Genomic DNA, 22,249 nt, shown 5'->3' on the forward strand with positions numbered 1-22,249 from the left:
GAGAGGTACACCCCCGTACCACCCCGGTACGTCAGACCCGTACCACCTCAGACCCGTACCACCTCAGACCCGTACCACCTCAGAGCCACCCACCGCCGACTGCTCCCGCCCCTGCCCCGCCACCCGCAGCACCGCCCGGGCCACCGCGTCCGCGTCGGACAGCGTCACCGAGTCCACCCCGGGACGGGCCCCCGCGGCGGTCACCCAGTGCACCCCCTCGGTGGGCACCCCGAACGCGAACCGCCGAGGATGGGCGACCCCCTCCCGGTCGACCAGGTGATACGGCCGGGCGGAGACGTCGATCCCCCCGGTGGTGTACCCGTCCACGACGTGCGCCCGGCACTGCCCGGTCTCCCGCAGGTGCGCCAGCAGCGCGTCGGCGGTCCGGCCGAGGTCGGGCTCCGGGAGCCGCGCCTCGATCAGCGTCGTCACCCGCACCGCCGACCCGGGCACGTCGGGGGAGCGGGCGAGCCAGGCTCCCTCCTCCCGCGTCACTTCGAGGCGGGGCCCGAGCACCTCGACGATCCCCGCCTCCAGCAGCGCGGTCAGCTCCTCGACGCGGCGCCGGGGCGGCCCGATGGACAGGAACGCGTTCAACGGCGTGTACCAGCGGTCGAGATGGTCGCGCCGCGAGTCCCCGCGCAGCCCGCGATGGTCGACGACGAGCCGCAACTCGTTGCGCAGATCCCGCAGGACGTCGAGGGCGGCCTTCAGTGGGCCGTCGACGTTCCCCCGCAGCGCCTCGGCCGCGTCCGCGCGCAGATAACCGAGCAGCCACTGACGCCACTCCCCGCGATGCGCGAACTCCCGCTGGGCGTAAGGCCGGGAGACCCGCTCCCAGTCCCACCGGGCGTCCTCGTCCACCCCGAACTCCGCGAGCAGTTCCGCCTCTTGGGGATCGCCGTACGGCAGGGACAGGTAGCGCGGCGCGAAGTCGGGGTGCCGCACGAGCGCCGTGTAGTAGACGGTCTCGACCTCCTTGGCGACCAACGGCCATATGTCGCGCAGGAAGTCGGGCGCCTCCCCGGAGTCCGCGCGCTTGCGCAGCGCCGAGACGGCCTCCGGGGTGAGGACCTCGGGCAGGTGCCGCCCGTAGGGCCCCTTCGCGTTGTCGCCGCGCGCCTGGTACGGCAGCCCGCGCCGCGACCCGGCGTACACGCGCGGCTCCCGCCCCGACGGCACGTACCGCAGGACGCCGTCCTCACGGACGTACCTGCCGCCCCGGCCGGTCGTCAACAGGGCCATGTGGTCGAAGAAGTTGAGCCCGAGGCCGCGCAACAGCACCGGCTCGCCGGGGGAGATGACGGTGAGGTCGACGTCGGCCGGGTTGGCGGGCGGTATGTGCCGCAGGGCGTGCCGGTCGGCGTGCTCGGCGTCGCGCAGGACGGCCGGGGAGGGCCGTACCGGCAGATGCCCCTGAGCCAGGACGACCGCCGAAAGCCCGGTCAGCGTACGGCCGTTGTCGAGGGCGAGGTGCTGCCGGCCGTCCGCGGCGTCGTCGAGGCGGACCGCGCGCGCCCGGTGGGTCTCGACGCGCACCGAGGGCGGCGCGTGGCGCAGCGTGCGCGCGAACACCCACTCCAGGTACCGGCCGTACAGCGCCCGCGTCGGATAGTCGTCGGGGCCGATCGCGCCGTCCGCCCACTCGTGCAGGCTCGGCCCGGCCAGGATCGGGCCCGAGCAGTTCACGCTCTCGTCCGTGAACAGGGTCACCTGGGAGGCGACGGTGTTCATCAGCAGGTCCTCGGACTGCGCGGTGCGCCATACGCGCCCGGGGCCGGGCGGCGCCGGGTCGACGACGTGCACGGTCAGCCGTACGCCCGGGGCGAGCAGCTCCGGCGCCGAGGCGCACAGGCGTTCGAGGACGCTGGTGCCGCGCGGACCGGCGCCGACGACGGCGACCGAGAGCGGCGCCGGGCCGGCGCTCGCCCGTTGCTGCGGCACAGAGAACACAGTGGACAAAGGTGGACTCCCAGGCGTGTGGGGGCGCAGTGGGCAAAGACGCCCCCGGAAGGGGACGGACACCCGTTCGGGGAACGGACGGCCGCCTCATCATTGCCCCCGCCCGTCACGGAAGCCAACGCGGACCCCTCCGGTCACAGTTCCCCCACATGCCGGCGCGGACGAAACCTTTGCCGAACTCCCGCTGATCCCACGCTGATCGGGGCGCCATCGCGGCTTGCCAGAGTGGCGGCAAGACGACCGGACCCGAGGGGAAGAGGCACGTACCCATGGCAGCTCCCGAGTTCCCGGCGGCCGTCAGGCCCGTCCCCCCGCAGGCGCACCGGCTCCGCGCGCCCGCGGTCCTCGACCTCGACGACCGGCAGCGCAAGCTCATCTCCCTGCTGTACGCCGGGCACACCGACACGAGCGCCGCCCACCGGCTCGGGGTCAGCCCCAGGACGGTCACCAACATCCTGCGCGCGCTCATGGACCGGCTCGGCGTCGACAACCGCTTCCAGCTGGGGATGGTGCTCGGCTCCCGGCTGCGCGTCCCGGACCGCGCCGGCGCCCCCCAGCCCCCGTCCGCCGACCGGACCCCCGCACCCCGGCGCCCGCCGGGCCGCGCCTGACCCCGCGCGAGCCCGGGAAAGGATCGAGGCGACGCGAACCGAGAGGCCACAGTGACCAGTTCAGCGCAGCACGACGGGACAGTCCGCACGAGGGACGAGGAGGACGCCCCCGGCCGCCTCTACGGCCGGCTCACCGACGCGTTGCTGTGGACGGCCCTCGAACAGTCGGTGTTCTCCCGTCTGCCGCTCTCCTTCCGGTACGTCGACGTCTCGGCCCGCGCCGGCCGCTGGGCGCGCCGGATCGCCGCGGAGTACCCGCACAGCACCGGCGTCCACATCGCCCCGACCCCGCAGGCCGCCGCCGAGGCCCGGGCCCGCTCGGTCAGCGCCGGGCACGGCTCCCGCGTACGCCATCTCGCGGCGCGGCCGGGCGAGTTGGCGGGCCTGCTGGGCGAGCACGGGCACGACCTCGTCTTCCACGACTGCTCGCACCTCAGCGCCTTCTCCCAACCCGAGGCGGGCCTGAGGGAGTTGGCGGCGCTGATGGCGCCCGGCGGGCTCATGGTGTCGTTTCTGCCGAGCCGTTGGCACACCGCCCACGAGTACCTCGGCTGCGGCGACCTCCAGGCGGCCCTGCACAGCCTCGCCGGACACGACCCGGGCGGCCCCGGCGCCCCGCACGCGCACCTCTTCACCCCCGGCCAGATCCGGCTGCTGTGCCGGGCGCTCGACCTGCGCGTGGACGCCCTGACCGGCTTCCCCGGCCTGGTCCTGCCCGCCTCCAGCTTCTACGCGCGGTTCCCGCACGAGGAGGGCACCTTCGCCGACGTCCTGAAGATGGAACGCGAGCTGCTCATCGACCCCGACTCCGGCGCGCGCGGCGCCAACCTCCTCGCGGTGGCCACCCGCCCGGCCGCCTCACCGTGACCCGGTGACCGGTACGGCGAGCAGCAGCAGGGCCGCCAGGCCCTCGTCCGGCAGCCGCAGCTCGGCCATCATCCGCCGGGCGTCGCTGAGCGCCGAGCGCGCGGCCTCCCGCTCCCCGAGGTCCAGCCGCACCCGGCCGAGGACCAGCAGCGCCTGCGCCAGGTTCCGTACGTCGCCCGCCCGTTCGCACATCTCGACGGCCCGCAGCGCCTCCACCGCCGCCGGCTCCAGGTGCCCGAGGGCCCGCAGCGAGTCCGCGAGCCGGAACCGGGCGCACGCCTCCCGGCCGGTGAGGCCCGCGTCCAGGGCGACGGACAGGCAGCGCTCGTACCAGGACACGGCCGCCAGGTGGTCCTCCAGCGTGTGGTGCGCGAACCCGAGGACGTAGAACGCGTACGCCGAGCCCCCCGGGTTCGCGCACAGCGCCGGGGTGCCGGCCAGCAGCCGCTCGCAGACGCCGATCGCCCGCGCCGGGTCGCCCGCGTTGACGTGCAGGAGCGCCGAGTTGAGGGTCGTGGCGACCTCGCCGGTGGCGTGGCCGAGGCTGCGGGCCAGCACGATCGCCTCGTCGTAGCAGGCGGCGGCCTCCTGGAACTCGCCCCTCAACTGGTGGGCGAGACCCAGGTCGTTGAGGGCCTGGCGGAGGATCACGAGGTCCCCGGTGTGCCGGGTCAGGGCGACCGCGAGCGTGGAGTGCTCGACGGCGGCGGTGAGCCGGGCGCGGGCGAGGTGGATGTTCCCCCGCAGGAACCGCGCCCGCCCCTCGGCCCGTTCGTCCCCGGCCAGCACCGCGGCCCGCGTCAGGGCGTCGAGGGTGCTGTTCCACGCCACATGGCTCGTGTCACCCCAGTAGGCGCTCAGCGCGATCAGCAGGTCCGTCGCCGGGGTCAGCCACTCCCGGTGGTGGTACTCGCCGGGCTGTATCTCCGTCCACTCCCGGGCGACCTGCCCGGCCACCGCGAGCGCCGTCGGCGCCTCCGCGACCGCCCACGCCCGCGCCTGGGCGGGCCCGCCGAACCGCCGCCCCGGCATCCTGGCCGGCGTCAGGGCGTCCTCGATCGGATCGCCGGGCACCGCGTGCCGGAAGGCGTCCACCGCGGACGCCAGCAGCGAGTGCAGGAGCCGCCGGAACGGTTCGGCGTACGCGCTCGCCGGCAGCTTCTCCCGGGCGAACGTGCGCAGCAGGCTGTGGAACCGGTACCGGCCCGCCGACGGCGCCTCCAGGACCGCCGCGTCCACCAGCGACTCCAGGAACTCCTCCGCCTCCTCCTCGCCCGTGCCGAGCAGCGCCGACGCGCTCGCCAGCGACAGGTCGGGACTGCTCACGCAGGACAGCAGGCACAGCGCGTGCGCCTGGTCCGCCGGGAGCTGGCGGAACGTCACGTCGAAGACGGCCGACACGGTCAGGTCGCCCGCCTTCAGCTCGCTGAGCCTGCGCCGCTCGTCGGCCAGCCGCGCGGCCAGCGAGCGGATCGACCAGCGCGGCCGGGCCGCGAGCCGGGCCGCCACGATCCGTACGGCCAGCGGCAGGCAGGCGCACGACTCCATCAGCGCGGCGGCGGCCTCCGGCTCCGCGCGCACCCGCTCGGCGCCGATCGCGTGGGTCAGTAATTCGAGCGCCTCGTCGAGGTAGAACGCCTCCAACTCGACCTGGAGGGAGGCCGGGAGGCCGCCGAGCCGGGTCCGGCTCGTGATCAGCACCCCGCAGTGCGCGCTGCCCGGCAGCAGCGGCTGGACCTGCGCCGCGTCGCGCGCGTCGTCCAGCACGATCAGCACCCTGCGCCCGTTCAGCATCGTCCGCAGCAGCGCCGTACGCGCCTCCAGCGGCTCGGGCACGTCCTCGGGGCGCGCGCCGAGCGCCCGCAGGAAACCCGTCAGGACGGTCTCCGGAGCGGCCATCGCGCCCAGGTCGGCGTACAGCTGCCCGTCCGGGTACGCCTCGCGCACCCGGTGCGCCACGTGCAGCGCCAGCGAGGACTTGCCGACGCCGCCCATCCCGGCCAGCACCACCACCGGGAGCGTCGGCCGGCTCTCCGCGTTCATCGCCGAGGTGAGCGCCTGCGCGACATGCGCCCGCCCGATGAAGTCCGCGGGCTCCGGCGGCAGTTGCGCGGGCGGCAGCACGGCCCCCCGGTCCGCCCGCTCCTCGGGGCCCTCCAACGCGTCCGGTACGGAGTCCAGTTCGCCGCTGAGTATCCGGCGGTGCACGGCGGTGAGTTCGGCGCCGGGGTCGACCCCGAGCTCGTCGACGAGCAGCCGGCGCGCGTCGTGATAGGTCGTCAGCGCGTCGGCCCGGCGGCCGGATCCGGCCTGCGCCCGCATCAACAGGGCGTACAGTCGCTCCCGTAAGGGATAACGGCCGACCAGTTCCACCAACTCGGGAATGCACAACTGCCCTTGGCCGAGTGTGATCACGGTGTGCAGGCGCTCTTCCACGAGGGTGAGCCGGGTCTCGTCGATGCGGTCGCGCTGAAGTGCCGCGTACGGGCCGGGAATCCCGGCGAGAGGTTCTCCTTTCCACAGGGCCAGAGCGCGTTCCAGGGTCTCCAGGGCGTGGTGCGGACCATTGGCGTCGAGCGCTTCCCGGCCGAGCCGCTGCGCCTCGTACCAGTCGATGTGTTCGTCGCGTACGACCAGCCGGTATCCGTCGCCCACCGAGACCAGAAACTCCGGGGACTTGCTGTTCGTCTCCAGAATCTTGCGCAGCCGCCAGGCATAGGTGCGCAGGGTCGTGAGCGCCGAGGCGGGGACCTCCTCGCCCCAGATCGCCTCCATCAGGTCCGCCGCCGAGGCGGTTCTCCCGCGGCGCAGCAGGAGAGCGGTGAACAGGGCCTGCTGCTGGGGGTTCCCGAGGTCCAGGTCGGTCGCGTCGCGGCGTACTTCGAGCAGGCCGAGAAGGGACACATGGAGGACCGCCACCGGGTCACCTCTCTGGTCGGACCGAGCGCAGCGCGGGGCCATCCTAGCCGAGAACTTGCAGCTTCAAGCAGCCGTGGCCGGACGTTTTCATTGAGCGGATGAGATTGACCGTGGGATTACCGTCGGGCGGGCGGATTGTGGAACGCATGAACACATGAACACCTTCAGCTCGGAATCCCGGGGTGGGGGGTGAATTGCCCGGACTGCGGTGCGCGTCCATCTCCCGTCCATCGTCCGCTGATCCTCCACTGACGGGCCGCGGCCAGAGTGTTCCCGACCGCAGGACCTTGAACGATGGGAATACCCGAATGCACTACCAGACAATCGAGTCGAAGAACATACTGCTTCGCGTCGCTGTACTCGCGGCCCTCTTCGCGGCGGTCCTCGCCACCGCCCTCGGCGGGGCCGGAACCCCCCACGCCGTCGTCCGCGCCGGTGACGTTTCCGAAGCCGTGGTATACGCGCCCGACTGGAACAGCACCGGTTCCTGAAATACCGGACGGGGGGTTCCAGTTGCTGTGCCGTGAATTCACGCGTCCATGGAGATCCGCAACCAAATGCACCGAAAAGGATCCCCGTGGGCGCGTGAATATGTCTGCGGCAAAAGGGGTGTGAGTTCCCGGAGGGGGATGTGACCGGTCACCCGTGCCCGGTGCGGTGAAATGCCCGGCCGACAGCCTATTCGTCTGCAATCGGGCTGATATTCAAGGGTTTGCCGGGATTGCCGATCAGTCGGATCGTCGAGATCCGGTCGCGTTCGAGGTGCAGAGCGAGGCTGCGCCGGCCCCATGCCGGGAACGCGGCGAGGGCGAGGTGGGCGAGGTTCAGGGCGGCGAGTGCGGACTCGCCGCGGCGGCCGTGGGTGATCGTCGCGCCGGCCATCAGGAGGGTCCAGCAGAGGGCGGTGACCGGGACCAGTGCCGGCGCGGTGTCCAGCGCGCCGGCAGCAGCAGGCCCGCGGCGGCGAGCTTCTCCCGGGGGGCGAACGTCTTCGTGACACCCCCGGCGAGCGCCACGAACGCGAGCAGTCCGGCCGAGATCCACAGCGCGAGGTCCATCGTCTTCTCCTCCGTGGGGAAAGCGTTCCGCTCCCTACGGACGAGGCAGGCCCCCGCGCTGTGACATCTCCCGGCGGAAGGTCAGCAGCCCGCGAGGTAGCTCGTCAGCGCGGACTTCTCGGCGGAGTCGACGGACAGGTCGTAGTAGTACTTCACCTGCACCCACGCCCGGACGTACGTGCAGCGGTACGAGGTGACCGACGGCATCCACTCGGCCGGGTCCTGGTCGCTCTTGGCCTGGTTGACGTTGTCGGTGACCGCGATGAGCTGCGGGCGGGTGAGGTCGTTGGCGAACGCCTGGCGCTGGGCGGTGGTCCAGGCGCTCGCGCCGGAGTCCCACGCCTCGGCCAGCGGCACGAGGTGGTCGATGTCGAGGTCGGACGCGGCGGTCCAGGTAGCCCCGTCGTAGGGGGAGTACCAGCTGCCGCTGGTGGCGGCGCAGGAGGAGTTGGTGACGACCCCGGACCCGTCCCTCTTGAGGACGGTCTCACGGGTGTTGCAGGCGCCGGAGATGGTGATCCAGTGCGGGAAGAGGTCCCGGTCGTAGCCCGTGCGGTCCTCGGCGGCCACGGTGAGCTGGGACAGATAGGTGCGCGCGGTGGCCGCGCTGACGGGCGTGGGGAGCGCGGCGGACGCGGTCGGGCCGTTGAGGACGCCGACGGAGGCTATGAGTCCGGTAAGGGCGGCCAGTATGCTCAGCCGTCCACGCGCGTAGAACTTTCGCATGCGAACTCCCGGGGAGTGTGGGGGTGTTGAAGTGGGGGGCGTGGGAATGCTCGCGGGGGCGTGTTGCGGTGAGGTGTGCGAGCGGTAAGAAGTTAGTGACGCGCGCATGACAAAACAAGGTCTGCGGCAGGGGGAAGCCGGGTGACCTCCGTCCCTACGGCGATGTCGGTGGCGTCGCGTACGATGGGCGGCGCAGAAGGGGAGTAGCTCTTCGCCGGACCGTCGACATACTGCTCAGCTCGTCTGAGCCGGCGCCCGGAGGCGGGGTGCGTATGCCCGCCAGCGAGACCTTCGGCAAGCAGTGCACGTCCGTGTCGTACGACGCGGGCTCTTCGTGTGCTGTCCTGCCGAGGTGTCCCAAGGACCAGCACTCTCGGTGGGGCGGCCCCTACCGATTGAGGAACCTTGATCAGCATCAGCGTGACGGCGCTCGTCTTCGGCGTCGTCTTCCTTGCCGAGCTGCCGGACAAGACGGCGCTCGCCGGCCTCGTGCTCGGGACGCGCTACCGGGCGTCGTACGTGTTCGCCGGGGTCGCCGCGGCGTTCCTCGTCCACGTCGTCCTCGCGGTCGCGGCGGGCAGCGTCCTCACGCTCCTCCCGCAGCAGCTCGTCCACGCCCTCACCGGCGTCCTCTTCCTCGGCGGCGCCGCGATGCTGCTCCTGAAGAAGGACGAGGACGAGGAGGAGGTCCGCCGCCCGGAGGACCAGTCCTTCCTCAAGGTCGCGGGCGCCGGGTTCATGCTCATCCTGGTCGCCGAGTTCGGTGACCTCACGCAGATCATGACGGCCAACCTCGCCGCCCGCTACGACGACCCCTTCTCCGTCGGCCTCGGCGCGGTCCTCGCGCTGTGGGCGGTCGCGGGGCTCGGGATCGTCGGGGGGAAGGCGCTGATGAAGCGGGTCCCGCTGAGGCTGATCACGCAGATCGCGGCGGTGCTGATGCTGGGGCTCGGGGTGTGGAGCCTGTGGGAGGCGATCGCCGGGTGAGTACGGACGTGTACGGGTGGCTCATTCCCGTACTCCCGGGCGCCGGCGGGACCCGGGTCCCTTGCCGGGTGCCGGGGGGCCGGTCACAGTGACGGGGGAGGGACGGCCGTCCGCCCGGACCGCTGTCCCGTGCTCGCGTCGCCGGAAGGGGAGCGGTATCGGTGAAACGGTTACGTCGTTCCTGTCTCGCCCTGGCTCTGGGGCTCGCTCTGCCGCTGGGTACGGCCGGTGTCTCGGCCGCGGCGCCCGGGACCGCGCTCGCCTGTCCGGCCGAGGGGACGCGGTTCACGACGCCCACCACCGGGGACACGGTCTTCCTGGTCGGGCCGTCGGAGTTCCTGTACTACATCCCTAGTCGGGCCGACTACTTCCGCCTGTGGCGGACCTGGGACGGCATCGCCACCGTCGACCGGGCGGCCTGCGCCAAGACCGCGTACGCGCTGAGCAACGCCCGCCTGCGCCAGGTGTCCGGCTTCACCAACGTCTTCATCTGGGACGAGAGCTGGGACGACTTCGGGCAGCCGAACCGGTACCGCTGGATCACGAGCTGGTCCGTCTTCGCCGGCAAGTACCACTTCGACCCGGAGAAGATCGTGGTGGTCGGGGCGCTGGGGCCCATCATGGAGCCGAACTGGACGTAGCCGGGCGAGCGGCCCCGCTGAACGGCCGGTGAAGTTTCCGGTAGGTGGTGGCGGGGACGCCGTTCATTTTGTACCGTGGAGAAACAAAGTGGTTCCCGCTCGTTCTCCCTGACCGGCGGGCGGGGCCACCTTGGTCTCTGAAACCGGGTGTCTGGAGTGCGCATGTCCGTCGCCGAGCCAGTCGTCATCGACGCTCGCGCTCTTCTGCTCGACATGGACGGGACGCTCGTCAACTCGGACGCGGTGGTGGAGCGGATCTGGCGGCGGTGGTCCGAGACGCACGGGCTGGACGGCGACGAGGTCATGAAGGTCGTCCACGGCCGCCAGGGCCACGCCTCCATGGCCGTGCTCCTCCCCGACCGCCCCGTCGAGGAGAACCTCGCGGACAACGCGCGGATGCTCGCGCAGGAGACCGCCGACATGGACGGCGTCGTACCGGTCCCCGGCGCCGCCGCCTTCCTCACCGCCCTCGTCGGCGTCCCGCACGCGCTCGTGACCTCGGCGGACGTCCCCCTCTCCACCGCCCGCATGGCCGCCGCCGGCCTCCCGCTGCCCGCCCTGCGCATCACCGCCGAGTCCGTCGGCGCCAGCAAGCCCGACCCCGAGGGCTTCCTGAAGGCCGCCGCGGAACTGGGCGTCGCCCCCGCCGACTGCGTCGTCTTCGAGGACTCCGGCGCGGGCATCCAGGCGGGCAAGGCGGCCGGAATGCGCGTCGTGGGCGTGGGCGAACGGGCCGCCGCCCACGCCCCGGACGCCGTCGTCCGCGACCTGCGCGAGATCGCGGTGGAGGTCACGGGGGACGGGGTCCGGCTGCATGTGCGGGGCGCGCGGGGCTGAGGCGGGGGCGAAACCTACGCCGTCGGCGCTGCGGGCCGGCGTTGATGCCGGGGGAGCCGCTTACGAGGCCGGCGCCGCGGACCGGCGTTCGACGCCGAGGGGGCCGCTGACGTCGGCCCCGTGAACCGGCGTCCGTCACCGGAGCCTCCGCGCGCGCTCCGCGTGTTCTGATCCGGCGTCGAGGCCGGTGCTTCGCGCCGGGCGGCCGGTGTCGCTGGTCATGCCGTGCTTGGCGGCGCTGTGCTCGTCGCGGAGGTCACCGGTGCCGTGCTCTGTCCCCCCGGTCGTCCCCGTCGGCGCCGGGGACGGCGGCTGCGGCTCTCCCCTTCAAGGCTCCTTCGTCTCCTTCTCCAGCCGTTCCCGTGTCGCCGCCCCGTAGATCCCCGGCTCGTCGCCGGTGATGCCGCGCGACGACTGGTAGGTCTTGAGCGCGTTCTCGACCTGCTCGTCGAAGACCCCGTCCGCGTCCTCGCCGTACAGGGACAACTCCTTGAGCCGCAGCTGGAGTTCCCGCACCTCCGGGCCCGTGTCGCCGCGCCGCAGCACCGCGACCGTGAGGCTCGGGACCTGGCGCTGGTCCTCGGCGGCCCCGCCGGAGGGGGACGCGTCGGCGGAGGGGGAGCCGCTCGCGGGGGAGGAGGGCGAGGGGGAGGAGCGGGAGGGCGTCGGGGAGGGCGAGGGGGCCGCGCTCTCGGACGGGGTCGCGTCCTCGGGCGTGGGCGCGGGGTCGGCGGGCCGCTCGGCCGGTGCCTCGACGGACGCCGCCGCGGTGCGGGACGGCGCCGGGACCGCCGCGCGGATGTCCTCCGGCGGGGAGTCGTCGCGCGCGGGCGCGTCGTACGCGAAGAGGCCGCTGGCGAAACCGGCGGCGGCGAGGATGGAGACGACGGCTCCGCTGGTCGCGAGGAGGACCGCTCGGCGGCGACGGCTGCCGCGTTCCGGGGCGTCGGCGTCGTCCGGGTCACTCTGCGGACGTACGCCGCGCAGGGACCCCACGTCCCCCAGGGAACCGGCGTCCCCCGGAGGCCGTATGCCGCCCGGGGCCCCGGAGTCCCCCGGGAACCCGGCGCCCCCTACGCCTCCCGGCGCCCCCGCACCCCCCGCGGGTATGACGCCGTCCAGGGGTCCTACGCCCCCCGCTCCCGCTCCCCGCGCGACCCCGTCATACCCCGATACCCCTGGCTCTCCAGAGCCACCCCGAGTACCGGCACCTCCACCCGGAACCCTCGGCAACGGCATCGTCGCGTCGGCCGGCGGCCCGGGCGGACGCCCCCCGGCGACCGGCGCGCCCGCCGTACCCGCCAGCTCCACATAGGGGCGTATCCGCAGCGGATCGAAGTCCTCCGCGGCGGCGGCGTCCGCGAGCCGCGCCTCCTTCAGCGTCTCGGCGGCCCGCTGCGCGCAGTCGCAGGACGGCGTGCTGTCGGCGGCACGCAGGGCCCCGCACTCCGGGCAGGGGTGCCCGTACGGCCCCTGTGGCCCGGTGGGTCCCTCGCGCTCCGTCGGCTCGTTCACGCCTTCACCCCTCCCCGTGGGAACTCCGGAAATTATGCAGATCCTCCACACTCATGGCACGCCCCCATCGCACCACACGTCACAGGCGGCGAGATGGCCGGAAATCCTCTCCCGCATGCTTCGACAGGCCGTTCCGGGTGACACCGACCACCATGGAAGGGACACGAGAGCCGAGGGAGGTCTCCATGGCCTTGGACGCGCGGACGGCCGCGGCGGATCCGCACCGCGAACACGTTGGCGGAAACGTCATGGTGTCGATCGGTGCCCTGCTGCTGGGCATGCTGCTGGCGGCTCTCGACCAGACGATCGTCTCCACGGCGCTCCCCACGATCGTCAGCGACCTCGGCGGCCTGGAACACCTCTCCTGGGTGGTGACCGCCTACCTCCTCGCCTCCACCGCGGCAACCCCCTTGTGGGGAAAACTCGGTGACCAGTACGGCCGAAAACGACTGTTCCAGACGGCGATCGTGCTCTTCCTGATCGGTTCCGCTCTCTGCGGAACCGCCCAGAACATGCCGCAGTTGATCGCTTTCCGGGCACTCCAGGGCCTGGGCGGCGGCGGGTTGATCGTCCTGTCGATGGCGATCGTCGGCGACCTCGTCCCGCCCCGCGAACGCGGGCGCTACCAGGGCCTGTTCGGCGCGGTCTTCGGCGCGACGAGCGTCCTGGGCCCGCTGCTCGGCGGCGTGTTCACCGAACACCTCAGCTGGCGCTGGGTGTTCTACGTCAACCTCCCCGTCGGCGTCGTCGCGCTCGCCGTCATCGCGGCCGTCCTGCACATCCCGCGCCGCACCACCCGCCACGTCATCGACTACCTCGGCACCTTCCTGATCGCCTCCGTCGCCACCTGCCTCGTCCTGGTCGCCTCCCTCGGCGGGACGACGTGGGCGTGGGCCTCGTTCCCGGTGATCGGCCTGCTGGTGCTGGGAGTCGTCCTCGCCGCCGCCTTCGTCGCCGTCGAACGCCGGGCCGCCGAGCCGGTGTTGCCGCTGAAGCTGTTCGCCGTCCGCACCTTCACGCTCTCCGCCGTCATCAGCTTCATCGTCGGGTTCGCGATGTTCGGCGCGATGACCTACCTGCCGACGTTCCTCCAGGTCGTGCAGGGCGTCTCGCCGACCATGTCCGGCGTCCACATGCTGCCGATGGTCGCCGGGCTGCTGATCTCCTCGACCCTCTCCGGCCAGATCGTCAGCCGCACCGGCCGCTGGAAGGTGTTCCCCGTCGCCGGGACCGCCGTCACCACCATCGGCCTGCTCCTCCTGCACCGCCTCGACGAGTCCAGCCCGACCGGCGAGATGAGCGCGTACTTCTTCGTCTTCGGCCTCGGGCTCGGCCTCGTCATGCAGGTGCTCGTCCTGATCGTCCAGAATGCCGTGTCCTACGAGGACTTGGGCGTCGCCACGTCCGGCGCGACCTTCTTCCGGTCGATCGGCGCGTCCTTCGGCGTCGCCGTGTTCGGCACGCTCTTCGCGAGCCGCCTCTCCGACAAACTCACCTCCGCTTTCAAGGGAGTTGAAGGGCTTCCGGCGGGGTTCACCGCCGACGCGCTGAAGTCCGACCCGCGCGGCATCGCCCAACTCCCGCCCCAGCTCAGGCCACCCGCCCTCCACGCCTACGCCTCCTCCATCACCGACGTGTTCCTGTACGCCGCGCCCGTCGCCCTGCTCGGCTTCGTCCTCGCCTGGTTCCTCAAGGAGGACAAGCTCCGCTCCTCGGTGACCGCGCCCGACGTCACCCAGACCCTCGCCAGCAACCCCGTCGAGCGGTCCTCGTACGACGAGGTGTGCCGGGCGCTGTCCGTCCTCGGCACGCGCGAGGGACGCCGGGAGGTGTACCGCACGATCACCGCCCGCGCGGGGTACGACCTGCTGCCGGCGGCGAGTTGGATCCTGCTGCGGATCAGGAAGTACGGCAGCGTCGAGCCGGGCCGGCTCGCGGACCAGAGCCCCGTACCGCTCGCCGTGATCATCGAGGGGGCCCGGCAGATCGAGGAGAGCGGGCTCGCCCGGCGCGAGGGGACGGAGCTGCGGCTCACCGCGCGGGGACGCGAGGCCGCCGAACGGCTCGCCGAGGCACGGGAGGAGTCGCTCGCGGAGATGCTGGGGGACTGGTGGGGGCCCGACCGGCCGACCGATCTGGTGCGACTGGTACGGGAGTTGACCGGGGAGCTGTGCGGGTCGGTGCGGGAGCAGCCGCAACGGGCGTGAACGCGAGGCCGGTTGGGCCCTAGTCTCAGCCGAGGGCCTTCGTGAACCAGTGCTCGGCGTACTGGTCGTCGTTGTGCCGCTCCGTCTCCGTGTACCCCAGCCGCGCGTACAGCGCCCTCGCCTCCACCAGGTCGCTGCGCGTGTCCAGGATCAGGCGCGCGGCCCCGAACTCCCGGGCGGCGTCCTCCGCCGCGCCCACCAGGAGCGCCGCCCCACCCTTGCCCCGCAGCTCCGGGAGCACGAAGACGCGGGTCAACTCGGCCGTGTCCGGCGCCAGGAAGCGCACCCCCGCCGTACCGGCCGCCTCACCGTCGTACCGGCCCACCAGCAACGTGCCCTGCGGCGGGGCGAGTTCGGTGCCGGGGCGGGCGTGGATCTCGCGCTCCAGCTCGGCGGGGTCGGTGGTGCGGTCCTCGTGGCGGAGGTACCAGCGGTCGCTCACCTCCGTGTAGTACGCGCGCCACAGGGCCCGCGCGGCGGGGGAGTCGGGGAGTTCCGGGGTGATCGTCCAGGGCATGGGACATTCTCCGGACGCGGCCGGGCGGGGGCGCAAGCGATATACGGAGCGGCCGTTTGTGTGCCGGGTTCCGGGCAACCCGGAAGGGGAACCGGCCCGTTGGGCCGAGACACCGGAAGGCAGCCATGTCCACAGGCGTGATCGTCGTTCTGATCGTCGTCGGCGTGCTCGTCGTCGCCGCGGCGGGTTTCCTCGGAGTGCGCCGCACCCAGGGCGGAGGGTCCTTGAAGCGGCGGTTCGGGCCCGAGTACGGGCGGGCCGTGGCCCGGCACGACGGGGATGTCCGGGCCGCCGAACGGGAGTTGACGGCTCTCGTCGAACGCCACGGAGGTCTGCGGGAGCGGCCCCTCGAAGCCGGGGAGCAGGAGAAGTTCCGGGAGCGGTGGCGGGCCGCGCAGGAGCGGTTCGTGGAGTCGCCCCGGGAGGCCGCCGCCGAAGTGGACCAGCTGCTCGGGGAGTTGGCGGGCGCGCGAGGGTATCCGCGGGCCGAGGACTTCGACGAGCAGGTCGCGGCGCTGGCCGTGCACCACGCCGGGCACGTCGACGGGTACCGGCACGTGCGGCACGTGGTCGGCGAGCGCGGCGCGGACACGGAGGACGCGCGCCGGGCCGTCCTCGAAGCCCGGGCGCTGTTCGGGGAGTTGATCGGCGCACCGAAGGCGCCGGCCCGCGCGCCCCGCGCCGCCTCGCGCGACAAGGGCCGTGACAAGGACGGGGCGCGTACCGGCCGGAGCAGTCGTGTACCGGCGGTGTTCCAGCGGATTCAGGCCAAGTGAGGGCCGGGACAGGACGAGACAGGAGGGGTGCGGGATGAGCGAGGAGACGGGAACGCCGCGCAAGGGCGTGCCGCAGGGGCGCACGGGCGCCGGGGATCCGCCGGAAGCCACGGCCGTACCCGCGAAGACGCCGACGGGGATGCCCACGGGAACGTCCGCGGGCGCGCCCGCCGCGGCGCCGGTGAAGAGCGGGGAGACCCGTGAGAAGGGGTACGGCTCGCCGCTGATCCCCCGCGACGAGTGCGACAAGCTGGAGCTGAGGATGCGGCACGCGCTCGCCGGGTTCGTCGACGAGCCCCGGGAAGCCGTCGCCGAGGCCGATCAAGTGCTGGAGGAGCTGGCGATACGGTTCACCGAGGCGATCACGCGCAGGCGGCGGACCGTACGCGGGGCCTGGCAGGCCGGGGACGGCGGGGCTCCGGCGACGGGCGACACCGAGCAACTGCGGCTCGCTCTGCGGGACTACCGGGAGCTGTGCGAGCGGTTGCTGCACGTGTGAGGGGAGTTGGGCGCCGGAGCCGCCGTACAGCGGCCCGGCGCCCACCCAAGTCCCCTCAGGGCGCGGGGCGTTCGGTGTCCGCCGGGGGCGTGTTCCGGCGCGCGCGCCACTCCTCGACGACCGCCTCCACGTCGTACGGCTTCTTGCCGAGCGGCGGTCCCGGCGGCGGACGGAACATCATGTCCCGGATCTTCGCGTTGACTTCGGTGAGGATCTTGCGGACCGCGTACTCCGACGGGGCCGCCAAGGCCGCCGCGAGCGCGTCCTCCGCCTCCTTGCGCAGCGCCAGCGCCGGCGGGAGCACGGACCAGCCCTCGCGGGCCATCTTCCGCTTGATCCACCAGAGTTCGTCGTACGAGGAGTCCGCACCGTCCGGCAGCGGCTTGCCCGCGCCCGTCAGCCCGTCGAACTCCCCGCGCGCCTGCGCGTCCTGGATCTGCCTGTCCACCCAGGAGTCGAACGGCACGCCCGGTGGCTTTCGCTCGGTCATGCGTCCATTGTGCCGGACGCGGTGTCGCCGGGCGATTTATCATTTCCGCCGCTGTGCAATGCCGTTTCGGACGCTGTGACGTAGGTGTCCGGGGGGTTGGGACATGTCGGGCGGACCGTCCGGCGGACACAAGGGGAACGCACGTGCTCGAACTCACCATGGCCTCCGTCTCCGCGGTCGAGGAGGGGGCCACGGCAGGGATGCTCATGGCCGACGCGGACAGCGAGCCGGGGGCGGTGCTGCGGGTGGGCCGCGACACCACCGTCTGCCGCCTCGCGACCCCCCAGGACTGGCTCTTCGTCTCCCGGGTCCACCTCGAATTCCTCTGCGGCCCCGAAGCCACCTGGCAGGTCACCTGGCTCCGCGGCTCCCAGGACGACCCCTCCTCCGAAGTCCGCCTGGTCTCCGGCCAGTACGCCCAGCCGATCCCCTACGGCGGCACCGTCACCCTCCCCCGAGGCGGCTCCGGCGAAATCATCATCACCGACCGCACGAGCCCACGCAGCGTGAACGTGGGCTTCTACCACGAGGGTTGACAGCGGTGGGCGGCTACGCGCCGAGCAGGTCGAGGAGTTCGCTGCCCAGGGGTGAGCGGTGGACCACGACGTACTGGCCCTCGCGGCGGCGCTGGACGAGGCCCGCGTCTTCGAGGCGGGCGCAGTGGTGGGAGAGCGTTGCGGGGGCGTAGCGCAGGGCGGTCGCGAGGTCGCCCATGGCCGTGGGGCGGGTGGTCGCGCGCAGGATGGCGGACCGGGCGTCGCCGAGGAGCAGGCGGGCGGGATCGGTGGGCGAGGGGGCGGGTGGCGCGGCGGGGGACCACAGGGTCCGCAGGCCGGGCAGCGGGTAGCCGACCCAGACGAAGTCCGGGTGGTCCAGGGCGAAGAGGGAGGCCGAGCCGCCCGAGACGACGGGGACGAGGATGACGCGCCGGCCGTCCAGGGTGAACGTCTCGGGGTGGCCGTCGGAGAGGTGGAGGACGGAGTCGGTGTAGCGGTAGCGGGGGCCCAGGGTGGACAGGACCGCGTCCGGCCGGCCCAGGACCAGCGCGCCGCCCACCCGCTCCGCCTCCCGCCGCAGCCCCTCCTGCGCCGCCCGCCACACCGGCCGTACCGCCTCCCACAGCGCCCGCATCACCGCCCCGTACCGCTCCAGCCACCGCCCGGGCCGGTCGACGACCGGCCGCCACTGCTCGGGCGGCGCCCCCGCGAACTCCTCCTCCAGGGCCGTCAGAAGGGCGTCGGCGGGCAGGTCGAGAAGCTGCTCCAGATGGTGCTCGGCGCCGTCGCGGGACATGGAAGCGGTCGGCGTCAGGCAGTCGGGGATCGCCGGATGCCCGGGCGCGAACAGTGGACGCAGGGTCTCGCGCACGTGCGCGGGCACCCGGCGCCGTACGGCGTCGCGCGCCGCCGGCGGCACGGCGTGGCGGCGGTCGCCGTACAGGTCCGCCGTCAGGGAAAGCAGGCTCGCTCCCGGATGCGGAACGAATTGCATCCGGATCTCGGACATGTCACCGAGACAGAGCTGTGAATACGTGGCCATCGAACCCCCCGTTCGTCTGCACGTGATCAGACGCCCGAAGAACTCCGCCGGTTGCGCCCACAAGACTTTTTGAAGATCTTCGAAAGGCTTGTCCGCGCCGAAAGGCATTTGCGAGAGTCGAGCCATGCCCGACGCGGAGATAGCAGAATTCGTGAGACAGCGGGGGTACGGGGAATTCGTCTCGGACACCGTGGTGACCTATCCAGGACGCAATCCGAACATGGCGGGACGCACGACCAGCGGGACCGACGTGTTCGCCAAGCGCGTCACCGGCCCGCACGCGGCGCACGGCGCCCGCCTTGAGGACCTCGCACAGGCCCTGACCTGGCACCACCTGCGCTGGCCTGCCGTCCTCGCGGCCGACCCGGACCGCCGTGTCCACCTGACCCGCTGGGTCCGCGACGCCCGCACGGCGGCCGACGCGGTGACCGCGGGCGAATTCACTCCCGCGCTCGCCCACGCCCTCGGCGCCGCGCTCGGCGAACTCCACACGGCCCGTTTCACCCCGGACCACCTCGACCGCCGCCCGCTCCCGATGCCCTCGGTCCGCGTCTTCTCCGCCCTCTCGGCGGCCCAGTACCTGGAAAGCAGCGGCGGCCTCATCGAACTCTGGCGCATTCTCCAGGGCGACGACCACCTGAAAGAAGCGGTCGCGAATCTCAGGAAAGACGAGGAAATAGCACCGCGGGTTCCCATCCACGCGGATCTCCGCCTCGATCAGATACTCGTCGCCGACGGACAACTGGTCGTCACGGACTGGGAGGAATTCCGGTACGGCGACGCCGCGCGCGACCTCGGCACCACGGCCGGCGAGTTCCTGCACCGCGGCATCGTCGGCATCGCCGCCGAGGAGATCGACACGGCCGGCGCGGACGACGAGATCGTCGCGAGGGGCGTGCGCAACCTCCAGGAGGCGCTCCCCACGCTGGAGGCGTTCACCCGCGGCTACCGCGCGGTGCGCCCCGGCCGCGACCGCGACCTCGCCCGCCGCGCGGTCGCCTTCGCCGGCTGGCACCTCCTCGACCGCGTGATGGCCGCGGCGGCGTACGGCGCCGAACTCACGCCCGTGCACCGCGCGGCGGTCGGCGTCGGCCGTACGGCGCTGACGCGCCCCGCCGCGTACGTCGGCGTCCTGGGCCTGGAGGCGCTGTGACCGGCACCCTCGCCACCGTCACCGGCGCGACCGACGTCGACGTACCGAACCTCACCGCGCGCGTCGCCGGCACCGAGATCGGCGCGCGCACCCTGAACGAACTGCGCGCCCGGCTCGCCGAGGAGCTGTACCGGACGTTCCACCAAGGGGCGCGCCCGGCCGCCGTGCACCCCCGCGACCTCGTGGACCCGGCGCTGGAGGCGGAGCTGAAGGCCGCCGTCCCGCACCCGGCCGTCCGCGTCCCCACCCGCCTGCTGTCGGAGGACGGCGAGGAGGCGACCGTCGTCCTGGCCGGGCTCCGGGTGCGGGTCCCGCGCGCGCGGGTGGGCACGCGGGACGGCACCACCGTCGAACTGCCGCCGTACCGGCCGTCGTTGTCCCCCGGCTTCCTGTCCGTGGTCGGGTCGCGGCTGCCCCGCGCGCAGGGCGGTCCCGTCCTGCGGCTCTACCTGCACGTGCCGGACGCGGGGGCCGCCCCGGCGGTGTGGGGCGCGGTGCTGCGCCGGCTGGAGGGGGAGGGGCTGCCGTACCGGGCGAAGATCCTCTCCCACCCGGACCGGTACCCCCGCAGGGACGCCATGGTCGTCTACGTCACCGACGAGGCGGAGCGCGCCGTCGACACCGTCGCCGGCACCCCGCTCGACCTGGCCGACCCGGTCTCGCCGTTCACGCGGGCCCTCGCCCCCGGCCTCTCCCTCGCCTGGGACCCCGCCCCGCGCGCGGGCGCCGCCCGGCAGCCGAGCTTCGGCCAGCACCGCGCACGCGCCTGCGCCGACGGTCTCGTCGACCACGCGCGGTACGGCATCCCCGTCGCCGAAGCCCTCGCGCGGGCGCTGCGGGCCGCCGGCGCGGACCCGGCGCTGCCCCACCGCAACCTCGACAGCCCCTGCCCCGCCCTGTGACTTCCCGCCCGCCGGACCTCGGCGGGCGGGAGAACCGGAAAACCAACGGAGGAGAACACCATGAAGATCGAGAACCCGGCCGAGAACCTGGTCCGCGGCTACCGCACCTACACCGACGGCGACCAGGTCGCCCAGGTCGCGGGCGTCGAGGGCCCGGAGACCACGGCGTCCATCACCACCGCGACGCCCGTCATCACCACCACCACGCTGATCTTCGACTGCTAGTCGAAGCCGGCACACGCTCGGGGGCCCGGTCCGGGCCGGGCCCCCGAGCACCACCCGACGAAAGGCACCGGCATGTCCGGACAGGTCGTCGTCTCGTACGGCACCCCCGCGTCGACCACACACGTCCTGCGGGAAGGCCCGCACCGCTTCCGCTGGCACCGGGTGCCCGGCCGGAGCGCGATCAAGGCGGCCGGTGCGGTGCCGGACGGGCTGCGGGACGTCTTCGCCCGGGCGGGCACCGAGGGCGTCCGGTTCGCCGTGCCCGAGCCCTTGCCCGAGGGCGGGTTCGCGCAGGTCCTGCCCGACTCCGTCAGCATCGGCTGGCACCTGCTCGCGGGGAGCGCTCTGCCCAGGCAGTACGCGGACGTCGTCTGGCGCGTGGGCGACGCGGTGCGCGGGCTGCACGCGGTCGCCGACGGGGTTCACGGCACCGTGCCCTGGCTCGACGGACTGGCCCGCTGGCTCGCCGAACGGCCCGACCCGGTGGCGGCGCGCCTGGTGCGGCGGATCGGCGAGGAACGCTCCACGCGGCTCGCGCAGTGGGCGGCTCATCTGTCCGCGCCCGGCGGGGTACTGCTCGGGACGCTGTCGCCCGGGGTGATCGTCGTCGACCGGCGCGACCGGAGCGCGCACGTCCTCGTCAGCGCCGAGGCCGGGTACGGGCCTCCCGCGCTCGACCTCGGCACGCTCGCCGAGGCCCTGTCCACGTCCGTCGCGGTCGCCTCGCGCGGGGCGCACCGGGCGCCGGACAACCTCGGCTACGGCGTCCTGTGGGACGCGTTCACCGCCGGGTACGGGGACGGTTTCCCGCGCGCCGACGTGGAGCGCGCCGCCGTGCTCCGGCGCGTGCACCGGCTGCGCAGCATCAGCGGCCACCTCGGGGACAACGCCGTCTTCGACGAACAACTCGCCGCTCTGCCCGACCTGGTGGACGGCGACACCATCGTCCCGCTCGACCGGAGGAACTGAATGAGCGTCTTGAACGGCAGGAAGGCCGTCGTCACCGGGGCCTCCCGGGGCGTCGGCAGGGCGATCGCGCTGCGGCTCGCCGCCGACGGGGCGGCCGTCGTGGTCGGCTACCACCAGGGCGAGGCCGCCGCGAAGTCCTGCGCCGAGGAGATCCGGGCGGCCGGCGGAACGGCGTACACCGTCGGCGCCGACCTCGCCGACCTGGAGCAGGTCCGCGCCTTCATGGCCCGCGCCGGGGAGCTGCTGGGCGGTCTCGACATCGTCGTCAACAACGCCGCCGAGTCCGAGCAGATCGCCATCGCCGACGCCGACGAGGCGCACTACGAGCGCGTCATGGCCGTCAACGCGCGGGCGCCCTTCTTCATCATGCAGTGCGCCCAGGAGGTGCTCGGCGAGGGCGGGCGCATCATCAACATCTCCAGCATCGCCACCTCGCTGTCGGCGCCCGGAGCCGCCGTGTACGCCGGGAGCAAGGCCGCGCTCGAACGGTTCACGACCACCGCCGCGCACGAGCTCGGGCCCCGGGGGATCACCGTCAACGCGATCTCGCCCGGCACCGTCGACACGGACATGCTGCGCGCGCTGCACGGGGAGCGGGCCCGCGAGGCCCTCGCCGCCGTGACCCCGCTCCGGCGCCTCGGGCGCGGGTCCGACATCGCGGGGGTGGTCGCCTTCCTCGCCGGGGACGACGCGGCGTTCGTCACGGGGCAGACGATCGCGGTGAACGGGGGGTTCCGCTGAGGCGGGGGGTTTCGGGGGGAGGGGGTTCGGGGCGGCGAGGGGGGTCGTGGCGGCGGGGGCCTTGGAGGTGAGGGCGGAGGTGATGCCGAGTCCCGCCCGGTGGGAGTG

General features: G+C 73.2%; 24 protein-coding genes. 15 read left to right on the forward strand and 9 right to left on the reverse strand.

Features of this window, described 5'->3' with window-relative positions:
• Window positions 1-63: 63 nt before the first annotated feature.
• Entirely contained in the window at window positions 64-1,944 is a 1,881-nt protein-coding gene (locus PV682_RS23460; protein WP_319732939.1) for an FAD/NAD(P)-binding protein, read from the reverse strand.
• Window positions 1,945-2,231: 287 nt separating this feature from the next.
• Between PV682_RS23460 and PV682_RS23465 the strand changes: the two genes are divergently transcribed.
• On the forward strand, window positions 2,232-2,573 hold the full coding sequence (locus PV682_RS23465) for a helix-turn-helix domain-containing protein (RefSeq protein WP_319732941.1): 342 nt from the start codon (window positions 2,232-2,234) through the stop codon (window positions 2,571-2,573).
• Between the two features lie 51 nt (window positions 2,574-2,624).
• Window positions 2,625-3,440, forward strand: coding sequence for a class I SAM-dependent methyltransferase (locus tag PV682_RS23470; RefSeq protein ID WP_319732943.1), 816 nt, complete (start codon window positions 2,625-2,627; stop codon window positions 3,438-3,440).
• Here PV682_RS23470 and PV682_RS23475 read toward each other — a convergent pair.
• Window positions 3,432-6,359 carry an AfsR/SARP family transcriptional regulator gene (locus PV682_RS23475; RefSeq protein ID WP_319732945.1) on the reverse strand — a complete coding sequence of 976 codons (2,928 nt, stop codon included), beginning with the start codon at window positions 6,357-6,359 and terminating at the stop codon, window positions 3,432-3,434. The two genes, PV682_RS23470 and PV682_RS23475, sit on opposite strands and share 9 nt — an antisense overlap.
• 308 nt (window positions 6,360-6,667) lie before the next feature.
• On the opposite strand from PV682_RS23475, the gene PV682_RS23480 reads away from it, so the two are divergent.
• Window positions 6,668-6,850 (forward strand): hypothetical protein, encoded by a 183-nt coding sequence (locus tag PV682_RS23480; RefSeq protein ID WP_319732947.1) that lies wholly within the window; start codon window positions 6,668-6,670, stop codon window positions 6,848-6,850.
• Between the two features lie 187 nt (window positions 6,851-7,037).
• Here PV682_RS23480 and PV682_RS23485 read toward each other — a convergent pair whose 3' ends face one another.
• From PV682_RS23485 to PV682_RS23495, 3 genes are all read right to left on the reverse strand, one after another.
• Window positions 7,038-7,241, reverse strand: coding sequence for a hypothetical protein (locus tag PV682_RS23485; RefSeq protein WP_319732949.1), 204 nt, complete (start codon window positions 7,239-7,241; stop codon window positions 7,038-7,040).
• Window positions 7,241-7,417, reverse strand: coding sequence for a hypothetical protein (locus PV682_RS23490; RefSeq protein WP_319732951.1), 177 nt, complete (start codon window positions 7,415-7,417; stop codon window positions 7,241-7,243). The genes PV682_RS23485 and PV682_RS23490 overlap by 1 nt, the downstream gene beginning before the upstream one ends.
• An 81-nt stretch (window positions 7,418-7,498) precedes the next feature.
• A complete protein-coding gene (locus PV682_RS23495) occupies window positions 7,499-8,143 on the reverse strand; it encodes an HNH endonuclease family protein (RefSeq protein ID WP_319732953.1) in 645 nt (214 codons plus the stop codon).
• A 405-nt stretch (window positions 8,144-8,548) separates the two neighbouring features.
• Between PV682_RS23495 and PV682_RS23500 the strand changes: the two genes are divergently transcribed.
• The 3 genes from PV682_RS23500 (at window position 8,549) to PV682_RS23510 (ending at window position 10,608) form a co-directional block, all read left to right on the forward strand.
• On the forward strand, window positions 8,549-9,130 hold the full coding sequence (locus PV682_RS23500; RefSeq protein ID WP_319732956.1) for a TMEM165/GDT1 family protein: 582 nt from the start codon (window positions 8,549-8,551) through the stop codon (window positions 9,128-9,130).
• 161 nt (window positions 9,131-9,291) lie between these two features.
• Window positions 9,292-9,771, forward strand: coding sequence for a hypothetical protein (locus PV682_RS23505; RefSeq protein ID WP_319732958.1), 480 nt, complete (start codon window positions 9,292-9,294; stop codon window positions 9,769-9,771).
• Window positions 9,772-9,933: 162 nt separating this feature from the next.
• Window positions 9,934-10,608 (forward strand): HAD-IA family hydrolase, encoded by a 675-nt coding sequence (locus PV682_RS23510; protein ID WP_319732960.1) that lies wholly within the window; start codon window positions 9,934-9,936, stop codon window positions 10,606-10,608.
• Between the two features lie 327 nt (window positions 10,609-10,935).
• Here the strand turns inward: PV682_RS23510 and PV682_RS23515 are convergent, their stop codons facing one another.
• The gene (locus PV682_RS23515; RefSeq protein WP_319732963.1) at window positions 10,936-12,123 is read right to left on the reverse strand and encodes a peptidoglycan-binding domain-containing protein; all 1,188 of its coding nucleotides are present in this window, start codon (window positions 12,121-12,123) and stop codon (window positions 10,936-10,938) included.
• Between the two features lie 185 nt (window positions 12,124-12,308).
• Between PV682_RS23515 and PV682_RS23520 the strand changes: the two genes are divergently transcribed.
• Window positions 12,309-14,330 (forward strand): MDR family MFS transporter, encoded by a 2,022-nt coding sequence (locus tag PV682_RS23520; protein WP_319732965.1) that lies wholly within the window; start codon window positions 12,309-12,311, stop codon window positions 14,328-14,330.
• A gap of 25 nt (window positions 14,331-14,355) precedes the next feature.
• On the opposite strand, the gene PV682_RS23525 is transcribed toward PV682_RS23520, so the two are convergent.
• Window positions 14,356-14,847 (reverse strand): GNAT family N-acetyltransferase, encoded by a 492-nt coding sequence (locus PV682_RS23525; RefSeq protein WP_319732967.1) that lies wholly within the window; start codon window positions 14,845-14,847, stop codon window positions 14,356-14,358.
• A 125-nt stretch (window positions 14,848-14,972) separates the two neighbouring features.
• Here PV682_RS23525 and PV682_RS23530 point away from each other — a divergent pair, with 125 nt between their 5' ends.
• Window positions 14,973-15,623 (forward strand): hypothetical protein, encoded by a 651-nt coding sequence (locus tag PV682_RS23530; protein WP_319732969.1) that lies wholly within the window; start codon window positions 14,973-14,975, stop codon window positions 15,621-15,623.
• 34 nt (window positions 15,624-15,657) lie between these two features.
• Complete coding sequence (locus PV682_RS23535; protein WP_319732971.1) at window positions 15,658-16,122, forward strand: hypothetical protein; 465 nt, start codon at window positions 15,658-15,660, stop codon at window positions 16,120-16,122.
• A 55-nt stretch (window positions 16,123-16,177) separates the two neighbouring features.
• Here PV682_RS23535 and PV682_RS23540 read toward each other — a convergent pair whose 3' ends face one another.
• Entirely contained in the window at window positions 16,178-16,612 is a 435-nt protein-coding gene (locus PV682_RS23540; protein ID WP_319732973.1) for a DnaJ family domain-containing protein, read from the reverse strand.
• A 143-nt stretch (window positions 16,613-16,755) separates the two neighbouring features.
• Between PV682_RS23540 and PV682_RS23545 the strand changes: the two genes are divergently transcribed.
• The gene (locus PV682_RS23545) at window positions 16,756-17,148 is read left to right on the forward strand and encodes a hypothetical protein (protein WP_109363465.1); all 393 of its coding nucleotides are present in this window, start codon (window positions 16,756-16,758) and stop codon (window positions 17,146-17,148) included.
• 13 nt (window positions 17,149-17,161) lie between these two features.
• Here PV682_RS23545 and PV682_RS23550 read toward each other — a convergent pair whose 3' ends face one another.
• Entirely contained in the window at window positions 17,162-18,151 is a 990-nt protein-coding gene (locus PV682_RS23550) for an ArsR/SmtB family transcription factor (RefSeq protein WP_319732977.1), read from the reverse strand.
• A gap of 124 nt (window positions 18,152-18,275) precedes the next feature.
• Between PV682_RS23550 and lxmK the strand changes: the two genes are divergently transcribed.
• The 5 genes from lxmK (at window position 18,276) to PV682_RS23575 (ending at window position 22,141) form a co-directional block, all read left to right on the forward strand.
• On the forward strand, window positions 18,276-19,304 hold the full coding sequence (lxmK, locus tag PV682_RS23555; protein ID WP_319732979.1) for a class V lanthionine synthetase subunit LxmK: 1,029 nt from the start codon (window positions 18,276-18,278) through the stop codon (window positions 19,302-19,304).
• A complete protein-coding gene (locus PV682_RS23560; RefSeq protein WP_319732981.1) occupies window positions 19,301-20,206 on the forward strand; it encodes a T3SS effector HopA1 family protein in 906 nt (301 codons plus the stop codon). Before lxmK ends, PV682_RS23560 begins: the two co-directional genes overlap by 4 nt.
• Window positions 20,207-20,266: 60 nt before the next feature.
• The gene (locus tag PV682_RS23565) at window positions 20,267-20,431 is read left to right on the forward strand and encodes a hypothetical protein (protein WP_159031256.1); all 165 of its coding nucleotides are present in this window, start codon (window positions 20,267-20,269) and stop codon (window positions 20,429-20,431) included.
• 72 nt (window positions 20,432-20,503) lie between these two features.
• Complete coding sequence (locus PV682_RS23570; RefSeq protein WP_319732984.1) at window positions 20,504-21,400, forward strand: aminoglycoside phosphotransferase/kinase family protein; 897 nt, start codon at window positions 20,504-20,506, stop codon at window positions 21,398-21,400.
• A complete protein-coding gene (locus PV682_RS23575; protein ID WP_319732986.1) occupies window positions 21,401-22,141 on the forward strand; it encodes a glucose 1-dehydrogenase in 741 nt (246 codons plus the stop codon). It begins immediately after the preceding gene.
• Window positions 22,142-22,249 lie beyond the last annotated feature (108 nt).

The organism is Streptomyces niveiscabiei (assembly GCF_033794345.1).
Taxonomy (GTDB): domain Bacteria; phylum Actinomycetota; class Actinomycetes; order Streptomycetales; family Streptomycetaceae; genus Streptomyces; species Streptomyces niveiscabiei.

Excerpts from the sequence above, each read along its gene's own strand:
- PV682_RS23570 (WP_319732984.1), top strand. The coding sequence starts at position 20,504 with ATGTCCGGACAGGTCGTCGTCTCGTACGGCACCCCCGCGTCGACCACA.
- PV682_RS23525 (WP_319732967.1), bottom strand. The coding sequence starts at position 14,847 with ATGCCCTGGACGATCACCCCGGAACTCCCCGACTCCCCCGCCGCGCGG.
- PV682_RS23540 (WP_319732973.1), bottom strand. The coding sequence starts at position 16,612 with ATGACCGAGCGAAAGCCACCGGGCGTGCCGTTCGACTCCTGGGTGGAC.
- PV682_RS23510 (WP_319732960.1), top strand. The coding sequence starts at position 9,934 with ATGTCCGTCGCCGAGCCAGTCGTCATCGACGCTCGCGCTCTTCTGCTC.
- PV682_RS23550 (WP_319732977.1), bottom strand. The coding sequence starts at position 18,151 with ATGGCCACGTATTCACAGCTCTGTCTCGGTGACATGTCCGAGATCCGG.
- PV682_RS23520 (WP_319732965.1), top strand. The coding sequence starts at position 12,309 with ATGGCCTTGGACGCGCGGACGGCCGCGGCGGATCCGCACCGCGAACAC.
- lxmK (WP_319732979.1), top strand. The coding sequence starts at position 18,276 with ATGCCCGACGCGGAGATAGCAGAATTCGTGAGACAGCGGGGGTACGGG.
- PV682_RS23565 (WP_159031256.1), top strand. The coding sequence starts at position 20,267 with ATGAAGATCGAGAACCCGGCCGAGAACCTGGTCCGCGGCTACCGCACC.
- PV682_RS23575 (WP_319732986.1), top strand. The coding sequence starts at position 21,401 with ATGAGCGTCTTGAACGGCAGGAAGGCCGTCGTCACCGGGGCCTCCCGG.
- PV682_RS23530 (WP_319732969.1), top strand. The coding sequence starts at position 14,973 with ATGTCCACAGGCGTGATCGTCGTTCTGATCGTCGTCGGCGTGCTCGTC.
- PV682_RS23535 (WP_319732971.1), top strand. The coding sequence starts at position 15,658 with ATGAGCGAGGAGACGGGAACGCCGCGCAAGGGCGTGCCGCAGGGGCGC.
- PV682_RS23465 (WP_319732941.1), top strand. The coding sequence starts at position 2,232 with ATGGCAGCTCCCGAGTTCCCGGCGGCCGTCAGGCCCGTCCCCCCGCAG.
- PV682_RS23495 (WP_319732953.1), bottom strand. The coding sequence starts at position 8,143 with ATGCGAAAGTTCTACGCGCGTGGACGGCTGAGCATACTGGCCGCCCTT.
- PV682_RS23490 (WP_319732951.1), bottom strand. The coding sequence starts at position 7,417 with ATGGACCTCGCGCTGTGGATCTCGGCCGGACTGCTCGCGTTCGTGGCG.
- PV682_RS23480 (WP_319732947.1), top strand. The coding sequence starts at position 6,668 with ATGCACTACCAGACAATCGAGTCGAAGAACATACTGCTTCGCGTCGCT.
- PV682_RS23485 (WP_319732949.1), bottom strand. The coding sequence starts at position 7,241 with ATGGCCGGCGCGACGATCACCCACGGCCGCCGCGGCGAGTCCGCACTC.